The organism is Pseudoclavibacter chungangensis (assembly GCF_013410545.1).
In the GTDB taxonomy this organism is placed as follows: domain Bacteria; phylum Actinomycetota; class Actinomycetes; order Actinomycetales; family Microbacteriaceae; genus Pseudoclavibacter; species Pseudoclavibacter chungangensis.
In genome coordinates, this window is sequence record NZ_JACCFV010000001.1 from 216,856 (window position 1) to 230,302 (window position 13,447).

Consider the following 13,447-nt stretch of genomic DNA (forward strand, 5'->3'; position numbering starts at 1 on the left):
GCACCCTCACGCTACGACGCATCCATGCGTGAGGAGAAGTGACACTTCCTGACCATGATCTGTCACTCGAACTGACGTGTCGTTGGTGCCTCGCGCGCGCCGGTCAGCGAGCGAGCTGCGCCGCGATCGCCTCCCGCACGGCGACGAGGCCCGGCGCGTGCTCGGCGCCGGAACGCGCGAGGAACAGGATGCTGCGGTGCTGATCGCGCGGCAGCAACCTGCTCGGGCGGAGCTCGGCGGCCGCCTCGCGGAGCACCATCTCCGGCAGGAAGGCGGCGGCGAGCCCACGCTGCACGAGCCGGAGGTGGAAGAGCATGTCGCTCGACTCGTAGGCGACGATCGGCTCGAAGCCGAGCCCGCGGCACGTCCGGATCGCCCACTCGGCGGACCCCGTCGTCCGCGGCTCGAGCACCCAGCGGACGTCGCGGAGCCGTTCGACGTCGCCGTCGAGATCCGGGTCGGGAAGGTAGCCGCGCACCGGGTCGCGTCCGATGACGGTCGTGTGCAGTCCGAGCGCGGTCGCGCTCGGCGAGCCGGGGTACGCGTCCGCGACGACCGCGTCGACCTGCCGCGCGAGGAGCTGCGTCGGGCTGTCGTCGGGCTCGACGAGGCGCACGCGCACGTCGAGGTCGGGGTAGTCGATCGCGAGCGCGGCGAGCGCCTCGGGCAGGACGCTGCGGCTGACCGACGCGAACGCCCCGAGCTGGACGCGTCCGCGTGCCCGCTCGTGCGACGAGACGAGATCGGCCTCGGCGCGTTCGACGGCGGCGAGGATCGTCTCGGTGTTGCGCACGAGCTCCTCGCCCGCGGCCGTGAGTCGGACGCCGCGCCCGACGCGTTCGAAGAGCGTCACGCCGGTCTCGCGTTCGAGTTGCGCGAGCTGCTGGGACACGGCGGAGTGCGTGTAGTTGCGCTCGCGCGCGGCGGCCGACATGCTCCCGCGCAGCTTCAGCTCGCGCAGGAGCATGAGCCGGTGGAGGTCGAGCACGTCCGCAGCCTATCCGGGGCGGTCCGGCGCAGGATGCGCGCGGGCCTGGGCCCTACGCTTGCGACATGAGCGACCTCGACGTGCACCCCGTCGAGCAGGTCATCGATCCTGCCGACGCTCGGCCGTGCGAGGGGCCCGAACTGCTCGCGCCCCGCGAGGTGCCGCTCGGCGGGCCGCGCGCGATGCCCGTGCTGCGGGCGCTGCCGAATCGGCCGCGGCACCTCATCGGTGCGTGGTGCTTCGTCGACGTGTACGGGCCGGTCGACGTCGGCGCGGGGCCAGGCATGGTCGTGCCACCGCACCCGCACACCGGCCTGCAGACCGTGTCGTGGATCGTGCGCGGCGAGGTCGAGCACCGCGATTCCATCGGCTCGCACGCGACGGTGCGGCCGGGCGGGGTCGGGCTCATGACGGCGGGTCGCGGCATCGCGCACTCGGAGTCGACACCCGACGAGCACGGGCCGGTGCTCCACGGGGCCCAATTGTGGATCGCGCTCCCGCGCCACGTGTGGCGCGGGGCACCCGACTTCGAGGCACCGCACCCGCTGCCGCGCGCGACGTTCGCGGCGTCGTCCGCACCGAGGGCGGACGACTCGGCGACGGTGAGCGCGGCGTCCATGGCGAGCGACGAACCGGGCGTGCGCGCCGTCGCGGGCGAGGACGGTGTCTCGCTCGTCGCGACGGTTCTCGTCGGACGGTTCGCCGGGGTCGTGGCCCCCACGACCGTCCATTCGCCGCTCGTCGGGGTCGGCCTGCACGCGGACGGTTGCCTCGACGCCGAGCTGCGCCTCGACACGGCGTTCGAGCACGGCGTCGTCGCGCTCGGCGAGGGGGTCCGCGTCGACAACCTCGACGTGCCCGTCGGCGGTATCGCGTACCTGCCGGCCGGCACCGGCTCGGTGCTGCTGACGACGCGGGGAGCCGCCGACGCGATGCTCATCGGCGGCGAACCCTTCGACGAACGCGTCGTCATGTTCTGGAACTTCGTCGCACCCTCGCACGATGACGTCCTCGAGGCGCGCCGCCCGGGAGCACGAGCGTTCCGCGCAGCGCAGCGCCGACGCGCGCCCGCGATTCGGCGTCGTCGACGACGAACGCGCCGCGTTGCCCGCGCCCGCCCTCCCCATCGTGCGGCTGCGCCCGCGCGGCCGACTCGCCGACGACCACGGCCCGTCGACCGGCTGAACGCGGCACACGGTGCCGCACCGCTCCGGGACATTCCGGAATCCGATGCCGCTCGTCGTCCGCGCCCGCGACGGGCCCCGCGCTCGGTACGCTGATCGGCGGTCCTCCGCGCGGGCGGTCGACCTTCGAGCGCGGAGGAACGCATGCCCATCTGGACCCTGCACGGCGACGGTCGCACCGTCGCACCCGGCGCCGTCGTCGCACCCGGTGAGCGGCTCTCGTGGCCCGCGACCATCGCGATGGGCGTGCAGCACGTCGTCGCGATGTTCGGCGCCACGTTCCTCGTGCCCGTCCTCACCGGGTTCCCCGTCGCGACGACGCTGCTGTTCTCGGGCGTCGGCACGCTCCTGTTCCTCCTCATCACGCGCAACCGCCTGCCCAGCTATCTCGGCTCGAGCTTCGCGTTCATCGCGCCCATCACGGCGGCGACGGCGCAGGCGGGCACCGGTTCCGCCCTCCTCGGTGTCGTCGCGGTCGGTGTGCTGCTCGCGATCGTCGGCTTCGTCGTCCAGTTCGCGGGCCTGCGCTGGGTCGACGCGCTCATGCCGCCCGTCGTGGCGGGTGCGATCGTCGCGCTCATCGGCTTCAACCTCGCCCCCACGGCCTGGACGAACTTCCAGCGGGCACCCGTCACGGCGACGGTCACGCTCGCGTCGATCATCCTCGCGAGCGTCGTGTTCCGCGGCTTCCTCGGCCGCATCTCGATCTTCGTCGGCGTCGTCATCGGCTACGTCGTCGCGCTCCTGCGCGGTGAGATCGACTACTCGAGCGTCGCGGACGCCGCGTGGTTCGGGCTGCCGCAGTTCCACCTGCCGGATGTCACGACGCCCGGCACGTGGGGTGCGGTCGCGATGTTCCTGCCCGTCGTGCTCGTGCTCGTCGCCGAGAACGTCGGACACGTGCGGGGCGTCGCGACGATGACGGATCCGAAGGTCAACGAGACGACGGGGCGTGCGCTCATCGCCGACGGCGCGGCGACGACGCTCGCGGGCATGTTCGGTGGTTCGGGCACGACGACGTACGGCGAGAACATCGGCGTCATGGCCGCGACGCGCGTGTACTCGACCGCGGTGTATTGGGTCGCGGGTATCGCGGCGATCCTCCTCAGCCTCTCGCCGAAGATCGGTGCGATCTTCAACTCGATCCCGCTCGGCGTGCTGGGTGGCGCGACCACCGCGCTGTACGGGCTCATCGGCATCATCGGCATCAAGATCTGGGTCGACAACCGAGTGGACTTCTCGCGCCCCGTGAACCAGTACACGGGGGCCGTGGCGCTCGTCATCGGTATCGCTGGCTTCTCGATGCAGCTCCCCGGTTTCGAGCTCGGCGGCATCGTCCTCGGCTCGGCCGCGGCCCTGCTCATCTACCACCTCGGCAACCTCATCGCGCGCGCCCGCCGCACGGGTGCCGACGACGGCGGCGAGATCGCGCCGGTCGGCCAGCTCGGCGGCGACCACCAGGAGGACTGAGTCGAGGGCCGCGACGGGGATCGGTCCCGCGTCCGGTCCCGCGCCGAGGGGATCGGTCTCGCGACGCGGAAACGGATTCAGGCGCAGCGCGGCCGCGCGGGCGAGACTGCGGGCATGAGCAACCGTCTCGCGAACGCGACCTCGCCGTACCTGCGTCAGCACGCCGACAATCCGGTCGACTGGCTGCCGTGGGGTGAGGAGGCGTTCGAGCGGGCGCGTGAACGCGATGTGCCGCTGTTCGTGAGCATCGGCTACTCGGCCTGTCACTGGTGCCACGTCATGGCGCATGAGTCGTTCGAGGATCCGGGGGTCGCCGCCTATCTGAACGAGCACTTCGTCCCCGTGAAGGTCGACCGCGAGGAGCGCCCCGACGTCGACGCCGTCTACCTCCAGGCGACGCAGGCGCTCACGGGGCAGGCGGGCTGGCCGATGAGCGTCTTCACGACGCCCGACGGCGCACCGATCTTCGCGGGCACCTACTTCCCGCCGAGGCGCCAGGGGCGCGTCCCCTCGTTCGGCGAGGTGTGCACGGCGATCGCCGGCGCCTGGCGGAACGATCGTGGCGACACCGCACGGCGGGCCGAGGCGATCGCGCAGGCGCTCGCGGCCGCGACGGGGCCGCTCCCGCCCGCCGAGATCGACGCCGCGGCGGCGATCGCCGAGATCCGCACGAACACCGACCCCGTCCACGGCGGATTCGGCGGCGCACCCAAGTTCCCGCAGGCCACCGCCCTCGACGCGCTCCTCGCGGCGGGCGACGCGGCCTCGGTCGAGCTCGCGTTCGAGGCGCTCGGCGCGATGGCGCGCGGCGGGATCCACGACCAGCTCGGTGGCGGTTTCGCGCGCTACGCGGTCGACGACGCGTGGATCGTGCCCCACTTCGAGAAGATGCTCGTCGACAACGCGCTCCTGCTCGCGAGCGCCACGCGCGCGTGGGCGCTCGCCCGAGCGGGCGGGGACCCGCGCGCACACGTCTTCGAACGGGCCGCCCGCGGCATCGTCACCTGGCTCGAGACCGTCGCGCGCACCGCCGAGGGCGCGTTCGCGGCGAGCACCGATGCCGACTCGCGCGACGCCGACGGTGCGCTCCGCGAGGGCGCGTTCTTCGTGTGGCGCAGGGTGCAACTCGACGATGTGCTCGGCGAGGATGCCGCGGACGCGGCCGCCGTCTTCGGCGTGACCGACGCGGGCACCTTCGAACGCGGTGCCTCGACCCTGCGCCGACTCGACCCCGCCGACGATCCCGTCGACCCGGCCTGGTTCGAGTCCGTGCGCGCGAGGCTCGCGGCGTCACGCGCGGAGCGCACACCGCCCGCCCGCGACGACAAGGTCGTCACGGCCTGGAACGGCCACACCATCGACGCGCTCGTGCAGGCCGGCCTCGCGTTCGGCGAGCCGACGTGGATCGACGCGGCCGCGACCGCCGCGCGATTCCTGCGTGACGTGCACCTCGTCGACGGCCTCCCGCGCCGCGTCTCGATCGACGGCGTCGTGGGCGACGCCCCCGGGGTCGCGGAGGACGCCGGAGCCCTCGCGGCCGGATTCGCACGGCTCGGCGCCGCGACGGGCGATGCCGCGTGGCTCGAGCTCGCCCGCGAGCTGCTCGCCCGAGCCGACGGGGCGTTCGGCCTCGAGGACGGCGGCTACGCCGACGCGCGAGCGGATGCCTCGCCCATCGCCGCGCGCGCACGCGAGCTGAGCGACGATCCCGCTCCGAGCGGCACGTCGACCCTCATCGATGCCGCCCGACTCGTCGCGGCGCTCACCGACGACCGCGCCCTCGCGGATCGCGCCGCGCTCGCCGCCGAGACGCGCAGCGGCCTCGTCGCGCGTGCGCCGATGGCCGTCGGCCGCGCGGTTCGAGACGCACTCGAGGACGCCCGCGAGGAGGGCGCGCTGCCCGGCCCGCCGCCCGCCCAGCTCGTCGTCGTCCACTCGCCGGGCGACCGCGCCGCCGCGCTCGCGCTCGCCGCGGTCGGTGCGCGCAGTGCGCCTCCGGGCTCCGCCGTCGTCGTCGCGAGCGACGGGACGACCCGGTTCGGCACCCTCCTGGCAGGCAGACACCCGCTCGACGGGCGTCCGACGGCGTTCGTGTGCCGGGGGACGACGTGCTCGCTCCCCGTCACGAGCGAGGTCGAGCTCGCGGCACTGCTCGCGGCGGAGTGATGCGCCTCGCGGAGTCAGCGGCGGAATCGGACGTGGCGGTGTCGAGTCGGGTTCCGGCCTCGGTTCCCGCGTCCGCGTCCGCGTCGAGGAAGCACGGGCCACGCGACTCTGGCGACCGGCGCGCTGTGAGGGATCGAGCGATCCGTTCCCGGAGCGCGATCCACGAGCCGGTGTCGACCGGCACGGACGCCGAGGGGCCGACCACGGTGGTGGGTGGTCGGCCCCTCGGGTGCGATGTCGCCTCGCGGCGTGCGGTGACGTCAGCTCGCGGTGCGGATGCGGATCGCGCGCACGACGTTCAGCACACCGAGGACGATGAGTGCGATCGCGAAGAACCACCAGAGCGCGACCGCGCCCCACAGCGGGCTGCTGACGAGCGAGAACCCGGCGAGGATCGACACGATCGCGTAGACGACCGTGAACACCTTGGACGGGGACTCGCCGATCGAGAAGAGCGTGACGAATCCCTCGACGAGCCAGAGCACGCCGACGAGGATCGCCACGAACACCGTGAGGAACGCCGCCGTCTGCTGCAGGGACGTGAACGCGTAGATGCCGGCGACGAGGAACAGCACGCCCAGCAGCACCGTCGCGACGCGGCCGCCCGTGCCGAGATGCTTCGAGATGAGGCCGAGGACGATGTAGACGATTCCGGCGACCACGGCGTACGCCGCGATGATCGCGGTGACCGCGACGATCGCTTTCTCGGGCCATGCGAGCAGCACGATGCCGCCGATGATCGCGACGATGCCGGAGATCAGCAGTGTGTTGCGGACGCCCTTCGCGAGCGCCTCGAGCGGTCGTGCGAACGGTGAGGTTTCGGAGGTGGTGGGAAGTTCGGTGTCGGACATGATGCGGCCCTTCGTCGTGTCGATGGTCCTTGGGGGAGTGCCGATTCGAGCGTATTCAGCACGTGGGCCGGACGGTGACGAGGTTGCGTCGCGTATCCGGGCGTGACGTCCCCTAGGGTACCGCTCGGACGGTTTTGGTGGCTCGGGGTGGGCTCCGAATCCGCGGGGCCACGGTGATCGTCGAGGCGCGTGCGGCCCGTCCGGCGACGCCGTTCTGTGCGTCGAGTGCGTCGGGTCCAGTTCCGGTCGCGTGTGCGTCGCGCGCATCGGTTCCGTCCTGGCCGCCCCGTTCATCCCGTGCGTCGTGTTCGTGCTGGCCGTCCGGTGCTTCGATTCAGGCCGAATCGCGTCCGCACCGGCCGTGTCCGTCCGGTGGGTGGCGCACGATGTCGCGGCGTGGGGGCACAATCGACGCATGGCCATCCGGTACTGGCTCGTCGTGCAGCCGCTCGATCGTGCCCGCGAGCTCGTCGCGGGCGGATTCGTGCAGGTGCCGTGGGGGCTCCGCGAGGGGGTCGCCGACATGGGCGAGTCCGACGGTGTCGTGCTCTACAGCCCGCGCGAGCACAATCCCGACGGTGAGCCGCTGCGCGCGTTCGTACAGGCCGGGCGGGTTCTCGACACCGAGCCGGTGCAGTGGGGCGGGCGCGGGAGCTCGCCGTGGCGCCGTCGCGTCGAATGGATGCGCGATGCCCGCGTCGCACCCGTGCGGCCGCTGCGCGAGCTGCTCGACCTCACGCGCGACGACCGATACTGGGGCGAGCGACTGCGCAACGGGTGGCTCGAGATCACGCGACGCGACTTCATCGTCGTCGAGGACGCCGTGCGACGCCCGGCCCCCGAGCCCAGCGCGCTCGGCATGGGGTTCCTGCGCGAGACGGGATTCGGGTCCACGGCGCTCGAGTACGGCGACCTCGACGCGCTGGACGGCGACGAGTTCCGTTGACGGGTGGTCCTGCCGACGTGGTCCGGAGGTGGTTCCGGCGAGGCGCCGTCGCGGCGGAAGGTGGGGCCTGAGACGGACGGTGGTCGTGCCTCGGACAGACGAGCGGCCGGGGCGGGCGAAAGCCGGGCCGGGCGAGGGCACAGGCCGGACGAGGGGCATGCCTTGGGCGGATGAGGGCGTGCCGGGGTGCGGGTACGCTCGGCGTGCCGGAGCACGGACCGCGCTCCCGCACGAGGACGCGCGGCGACCAACGATCCGCGCGCGCGTGACCCATGCGATCGGGAGGACAGCGACGATGTACGTCAAGGTGTGCGGGCTCGACACGGTCGAGAACGCGCGCGTCGCGATCGAGGCCGGGGCGGACGCGATCGGGGTCGTCATGAACACGGGCAGCCCCCGGGCGCGCACGTACGACGAGGCGCTCGCGATCGTCGACAAGGCACGGGGGCGAGCGGAGACGGTGCTCGTCGTGAACGACCTGCCCGCGGACGAGGCGGCCGCGATCGCGACGCGTCTCGGGGTCGACATCCTCCAGTTGCACGGGCCCGCGTACGGGCCCGCCGAGTTCGCTGCCGCGCGCGGGATCGCGCCGCGCGTGTGGCGCGCGACGTCGCTTGCGGACGAGCCCGACCTCCACGTCGGCGCGCTGGGGGAGGAGGCGATCCTGCTGGATGCCCCGAGCCCGGGTTCGGGTGCACGCTGGGACGTCGCGGCGCTCGACGCAAACCGTCCCGACGGCCGTTGGCTTCTTGCGGGCGGGCTCGACCCCGACACCGTCGGCGACGCGATCGCGGCGGCGGCGCCGTGGGGCGTGGACGTCTCGAGCGGCGTCGAGTCGGCGAAGGGCGTGAAGGACCCGCACCGGATCCGCGTATTCGTCGAAGCGGCACGAGCCGCCGCGAACCCCAAGTAGATCGACCCCGCCCCCACATCGATGGGCCGGACGTGCACCGACGGCCCCTGCGCCGACGGCCCCTGCGCCGACGGCCCCTGCGCCGACGGTCTCCACGCCGACGGCCCGGCACCGACGGTCCCCACACCGACGGCCCCCGCACCGCGCGGTGTCCTCCCGGTGATGTCGCACTGGGGTGCCGGCCGCAGCCATCACCTCCCGCTCGAGAGCACCTTGCGGCGCCGCCGGTCGCGCGCGACCGGTGCGGCCCGATCGAGCGCTCCCTGGCCGACAAAAAGCCGGGTTGTTGCTACCGGGCCGCGGGCCCGGTAGCAACAACCCGGCTTTCTTCGGACGTCCCGTTCGCCTCCGGCCGGACGGCCGTCGTCACCACTCGATGTCCGCTCGATGTCTGCTGGTACGGGAAAGCGGACCGGGGACGATGGAGGTGGGTAGGACGATGGCGGCGGGAAGGGATGATGGAGGCATGATCGAACTTCGCGCCGTTCGTCCCGCCGATGCCCAGGACCTGGTCGACGTGCAGAACGCGATCCATCGCGCGGGACTCCGTCCGAGCCCGGTCGACCTGTCGCTCGTCCACGAGCGGTACCTCGATGGGGAGCACGCGATCGCCTGCACCGTCGCAGTTCGTGACGGGCGGGTCATCGGGTTCCAGTCGCTCAAGCGCGCCTGGTCCGGCAATCCGCACGGCGCACCCGAGGGCTGGGGCATCATCGGGACGCACATCCGTCCCGAATCCGGCCGGACGGGCATCGGTCGGCGGCTCTTCGCCGTCACGAGGGCGGCCGCGGAATCCGCCGGGCTGGCGCACATCGAGGCGGCCATCGGTGCCGACAACGAGCCCGCCCTCGCCTACTACGCGGCCATGGGATTCGTTCCCGACCGACACGACGACCTCAGCCGCTATCGCCTCGATCTCCGGGGTCGCCGCTGAGAGTTTCGGCCCGGCATCGGCGACGCGCACCGAAAAAGCCGGGTTGTTGCTACCGGGCCCCGGGCCCGGTAGCAACAACCCGGCTTTTTCGCGGTGTCGCGTGCCGCGCAGCACGCGTGCAACCGTGCCGCGTGCGGAACCCTGCCGCGTTCGTCGCGTGCGCCGCCTTCAGCGCTTGCGCCGCTTTCGTCGCGTGCGCCGTCTTCGTCGCGTGTGTTGCCTTCAGCGCGTGCGCCGTCTTCGTCGCGTGCGCCGCTTTCGTCGGGTGGGCTGCGTTCAGCGCCTTCGCCGCGCTGTGGCCGTCAGCGGTCCGCGGCGAAGGCTCGACGGCCCGAGCGGCCGATCCCGCCCGTCGACGCGACACGTGCACGGTCGCCGGGGCGCTGGAACGCCTCGACCGCGATCACGAGGTCCTCCCACGCCATGCCGACCGACTTGAACACGATCGGTCGGTCCGCTGCGGGCGTCACCTCGCCGCGCACGAGCTCGCGAAGACCGATGAGCGCGTCCGGATCGAGCGAGCCCTCCGCGACCGCCTGCACGACGTCGCCCGCCTCCCGAAGCGCCGCCTCGCGCTCCTCGACGATCACCGTCGATCGGCCGAGCAGGGTGCCGTCGAGTTCGCGGACATCCGGCTCGTGCGAGCCGATCGCGAGTACGAGCGCGCCCGGGCGGACGAGCGAGCCGTCGAAGAGCGGCTCGTCGGCGCTCGTCGCGGTGACGACGATGTCGGCTTCGGGCAGCGCCGAGCCGATCGCCATCGCCTGGCTGATGCGCGCCTGCATGCCCTGCTCGACGACCCACGCCGCGAGGCCCTCGGACTTGTACGGATCACGTGCCGCGACGACGACGTGCTCGATCGGTCGCAGTGCGCGGATCGTCTCGATGTGGGCCTTCGCCTGCGGGCCCGAGCCGAACACGAGGAGGCGCGCCGCGTGGCGTGGTGCGAGCGCGTCGACGGCGGCACCGGATACGGCGGCCGTGCGCCTCGTCGTGAGCGCCGAACCGTCGAGCAGTGCGACGGGCGCGAGCGTCGCCGCGTCCATGAGCAGGTAGCTCGCCTGGATGCGTGGCAGGCTGCGAGTCGGGTTGTTCGGCGCGACGGACGCGATCTTCGTCCCCACGAAGCCGAGGCCCTCCGAGGGCATGATGAGCAGGTGTCCGTGTTCGACGGGCACGACGCCGCGGGGTGCGTCGCCGGCGGGGTCGAGGCCGTCGCGCAGGGCGCGCTGGATCGCCTCCACCGCGATGGCCGGCGTGATCGCGCGGAAGATCTGTTCGCTCGTGATGTAGGGCAGAGTGGTCATCGCAGTGTGAATCCTGTTCCGAGTTCGTCGTTGGTGCGGAGGAGGAAGAGGTGCTCGCCGGTCCGGTGCGCGGTGCCGCGCACGATCGGGAGCACGGTGCCCGGTTCCGGGCCATCCGCGGCGGTCGCCGTGAACGTCGAACCGACGATGGAGTCGTGCCGCAGCACGCCTCCGGGCGCGAGGACACCGCGTTCACGCAGGACGGCCGTGCGGGCCGCGGTGCCGGAGCCGCACGGGGAGCGGTCGGCCTGCCCGTCGGCGAACACCACGAGATTGCGCTGGTGCGGGTTGCCCGGCGTGCCGCCGAGGTCGTCGACGAGGATCGTGCCGTACACGCCCGACAGACGGTCGTCGCTCGCGAAGCGCGCCGCCGGGTGCGAGTCGAGTGCCCACTTGATCTCGCGCCCGATCGCGACGAGATCGGCGTAGTGCTCGGGGGTGACCGCGAGGCCGAGGTCGCCCGCCGAGACCTGCGCGTAGATCGCGCCGCCGTACGACAGGTCGGCGAGCACGCGTCCGCGCGACGTCTCGACGGGGACGTCGAGCGCGAGCACCGAGGAGGCGACGTTGACGAAGCCGATGCCGACCGTCTCGCCCCCGCGACGCTCGACGCGGGCGACCACGCGCCCGGAGGGCACATCGATCGTCACGTCGAACTCGCCGTCGTCGGGCGCCGCGACGACGCCCTCCTCGACCGCCCACGCGCCGAGCGCGATCGTGCCGTGCCCGCACGCGGTCGAGTAGCCGTCCTTGTGCCAGAACACGACACCGAAGTCGGCCCCGTCGTCGTCGGGGGGGACGAGGAACCCGCCGTACATGTCGGCGTGGCCGCGGGGCTCCTGCACGAGCAGGCGACGGAAGCGGTCGATGCCGTGGCCGCCCGCCTCGAGGTCGGCGATCGCGGTCATGCGCCGGTCGGCGACGCTCGTCCCGTCGATGGCCGGGACGCCCGAGCCCTCGCCCGTCCGGACGATCCGGAACGGTTCACCGCCCGTGTGGAAGTCCACGGTGCTCACGCGAACGGCGTCCTCGGGCTGCGTCACGTCGACTCCTCGTGGTCGGTGGGTGCCCCAACCGTACCGTCGAGTGCTGCGACGCGTCTCACCGGCGTCGCGCCGTGACCCGCGGCGGATCCGCAGCTTCCCGCGCACGGGCGGGCCGATAAGATGTGGCACGCTTCTCGGCGGCCCCCGGCGCCGAGCCGATCGCGACCCGCGGAGGAGACATGTCGAGTGATCCGGCGTTCGGCCCGGCAGCTCCGGCGATGAGCCTCCGGGAATCCATCGAGCGCTCCGTCTCCGCCGCGATCGTCGCGGGCACCGTCCCGCCGGGCGAGCTGTTGAGCGTGCCCACGCTCGCGGTCCAGTTCCAGGTGTCCGCGACGCCCGTGCGCGAGGCCATGCTCAACCTGCAGAAGCTCGGCTTCGTCGAGCCGGTGCGCAACAAGGGCTTCCGGGTCACTGCGGTCTCGATGCCCGAACTCGCGGACATCGTCGAGGTGCGTCGCATGCTCGAGGTACCCGTCGTCGGGGAGCTCGCCGACGACTATCCGATCGAGGACGACGCGCGCCTGCGCGAGCTCGCCGACCGCATCGTGGACGCGGCCGAGCGCGCCGACCTCCCGGCGTACCTCGAGGCGGACATCGAGTTCCACACCCTGCTGCTGAGTCGGCACGGGAACGCGCGGCTCGTCGCGATCGTCGTGGGGCTGCGTCGGCAGACGCGCCTCACGGGGCTCAGCGGCATGCAGGGATCGGCCGAGCTGCAGGAGTCGGCGGAGGAGCACGGCCGCCTGCTCGACCTGCTCGCGGCGGGTGATCGCGCGGGTGCCGAGGCGCTCGTGCACCGGCACATCGGGCACGTGCTCGGCTGGTGGGCGGGGAATCCCGAGGTGCACTGAGCCCGGATGGTGTGGTCGGAACGGTGGGCGCGAATGCGGCCGCCCGGTGCCCTCGCGGGCGCTCGAAGTCCGACCCGCTTCTCGTACACGCATCCCACAGGACCGTGGGGCATGCTCTGCGCGACCATGCTCGACGGAGGTGCTCATGCACGCAACGACCGGTCGCCCGCTCCTCCCCGGTGAGCCGGGCGCCCCGGGACCGGGTCGCCGCGCGATCGTCCTCACGCGGACGCTGCCGCTCGGCCCCGGCCGACTCTGGACGTATCTCGCGACGCCCGACGGGCTCGAGGAGTGGATCGGCACGTACGAGGGGGACCCCACGAGCGGGCAGGTCCGCTTCCGCATGACGGCGGAGGGCCCCGAGGCCGACTGGACCCCGCTGCACATCAACGTGTGCCGGCCCGAGGCGCTGCTCGACGTCGCGTTCGCGATCGGTGACGACCGGTGGGACATCGGCCTCGCGCTCGACGGCGACGACGACGGCACCGAGCTGCACTTCTCGCACTGCAGCGACGACGTCGCGGGCCTCGCCGAGGTCGGTGCGGGGTGGGAGTTCTACCTCGACCGGCTCGATGCGGTGACGAGCGGCGCACCGGTCGAGGACCTCGATTTCGGCGACTACGACGTGCTCGTCGCCGCCTACGATCGCCTCCTCGACGGCATGACCGTGCGGTAGTCCGCGGGTCGACATCCGGCCGAGCGGGTGCGTCATCGCAGTGGGTCGTCGGCCGCTGCGCCGCGTCGGGCCGCGGAGACGGCCCGCGTCGGCTTCGCTCGATTCGATTCGA

The 13,447-nt window shown here is 72.8% G+C and carries 12 protein-coding genes; 8 read left to right on the plus strand and 4 right to left on the minus strand.

The window, feature by feature from the left end; genetic code table 11:
- Positions 1 to 103: 103 nt before the first annotated feature.
- Complete coding sequence (locus tag HNR16_RS00900) at positions 104 to 988, minus strand: LysR family transcriptional regulator (protein WP_158039141.1); 885 nt, start codon at positions 986 to 988, stop codon at positions 104 to 106.
- A 65-nt stretch (positions 989 to 1,053) separates the two neighbouring features.
- Here HNR16_RS00900 and HNR16_RS00905 point away from each other — a divergent pair, with 65 nt between their 5' ends.
- The 3 genes from HNR16_RS00905 to HNR16_RS00915 all read left to right on the plus strand — a co-directional run bounded on the left by HNR16_RS00905 (position 1,054) and on the right by HNR16_RS00915 (position 5,808).
- The gene (locus HNR16_RS00905) at positions 1,054 to 2,268 is read left to right on the plus strand and encodes a pirin family protein (protein ID WP_218868356.1); all 1,215 of its coding nucleotides are present in this window, start codon (positions 1,054 to 1,056) and stop codon (positions 2,266 to 2,268) included.
- 48 nt (positions 2,269 to 2,316) lie between these two features.
- Positions 2,317 to 3,642, plus strand: a complete 1,326-nt coding sequence (locus HNR16_RS00910) for a uracil-xanthine permease family protein (RefSeq protein WP_158039143.1) — start codon at positions 2,317 to 2,319, stop codon at positions 3,640 to 3,642.
- 114 nt (positions 3,643 to 3,756) lie between these two features.
- Positions 3,757 to 5,808: a thioredoxin domain-containing protein gene (locus tag HNR16_RS00915; RefSeq protein WP_158039145.1), complete on the plus strand. Its 2,052-nt coding sequence runs from the start codon at positions 3,757 to 3,759 to the stop codon at positions 5,806 to 5,808.
- 260 nt (positions 5,809 to 6,068) lie between these two features.
- Here the strand turns inward: HNR16_RS00915 and HNR16_RS00920 are convergent, their stop codons facing one another.
- The gene (locus tag HNR16_RS00920; protein ID WP_158039146.1) at positions 6,069 to 6,659 is read right to left on the minus strand and encodes an HdeD family acid-resistance protein; all 591 of its coding nucleotides are present in this window, start codon (positions 6,657 to 6,659) and stop codon (positions 6,069 to 6,071) included.
- A gap of 415 nt (positions 6,660 to 7,074) precedes the next feature.
- On the opposite strand from HNR16_RS00920, the gene HNR16_RS00925 reads away from it, so the two are divergent.
- The 3 genes from HNR16_RS00925 to HNR16_RS00935 all read left to right on the plus strand — a co-directional run bounded on the left by HNR16_RS00925 (position 7,075) and on the right by HNR16_RS00935 (position 9,452).
- On the plus strand, positions 7,075 to 7,605 hold the full coding sequence (locus tag HNR16_RS00925) for an EVE domain-containing protein (protein WP_158039147.1): 531 nt from the start codon (positions 7,075 to 7,077) through the stop codon (positions 7,603 to 7,605).
- 265 nt (positions 7,606 to 7,870) lie between these two features.
- Entirely contained in the window at positions 7,871 to 8,518 is a 648-nt protein-coding gene (locus HNR16_RS00930; RefSeq protein WP_225737732.1) for a phosphoribosylanthranilate isomerase, read from the plus strand.
- A gap of 466 nt (positions 8,519 to 8,984) precedes the next feature.
- Positions 8,985 to 9,452 (plus strand): GNAT family N-acetyltransferase, encoded by a 468-nt coding sequence (locus HNR16_RS00935; RefSeq protein WP_158039148.1) that lies wholly within the window; start codon positions 8,985 to 8,987, stop codon positions 9,450 to 9,452.
- A 302-nt stretch (positions 9,453 to 9,754) separates the two neighbouring features.
- Here HNR16_RS00935 and HNR16_RS00940 read toward each other — a convergent pair whose 3' ends face one another.
- The gene (locus HNR16_RS00940; protein WP_158039149.1) at positions 9,755 to 10,759 is read right to left on the minus strand and encodes an ornithine cyclodeaminase family protein; all 1,005 of its coding nucleotides are present in this window, start codon (positions 10,757 to 10,759) and stop codon (positions 9,755 to 9,757) included.
- Entirely contained in the window at positions 10,756 to 11,802 is a 1,047-nt protein-coding gene (locus tag HNR16_RS00945) for a proline racemase family protein (protein ID WP_158039150.1), read from the minus strand. The genes HNR16_RS00940 and HNR16_RS00945 overlap by 4 nt, the downstream gene beginning before the upstream one ends.
- 182 nt (positions 11,803 to 11,984) lie before the next feature.
- Between HNR16_RS00945 and HNR16_RS00950 the strand changes: the two genes are divergently transcribed.
- Both HNR16_RS00950 and HNR16_RS00955 read left to right on the plus strand, forming a co-directional pair.
- Positions 11,985 to 12,659: a GntR family transcriptional regulator gene (locus tag HNR16_RS00950; RefSeq protein WP_158039151.1), complete on the plus strand. Its 675-nt coding sequence runs from the start codon at positions 11,985 to 11,987 to the stop codon at positions 12,657 to 12,659.
- Positions 12,660 to 12,804: 145 nt separating this feature from the next.
- A complete protein-coding gene (locus HNR16_RS00955; RefSeq protein WP_158039152.1) occupies positions 12,805 to 13,335 on the plus strand; it encodes an SRPBCC domain-containing protein in 531 nt (176 codons plus the stop codon).
- Positions 13,336 to 13,447 lie beyond the last annotated feature (112 nt).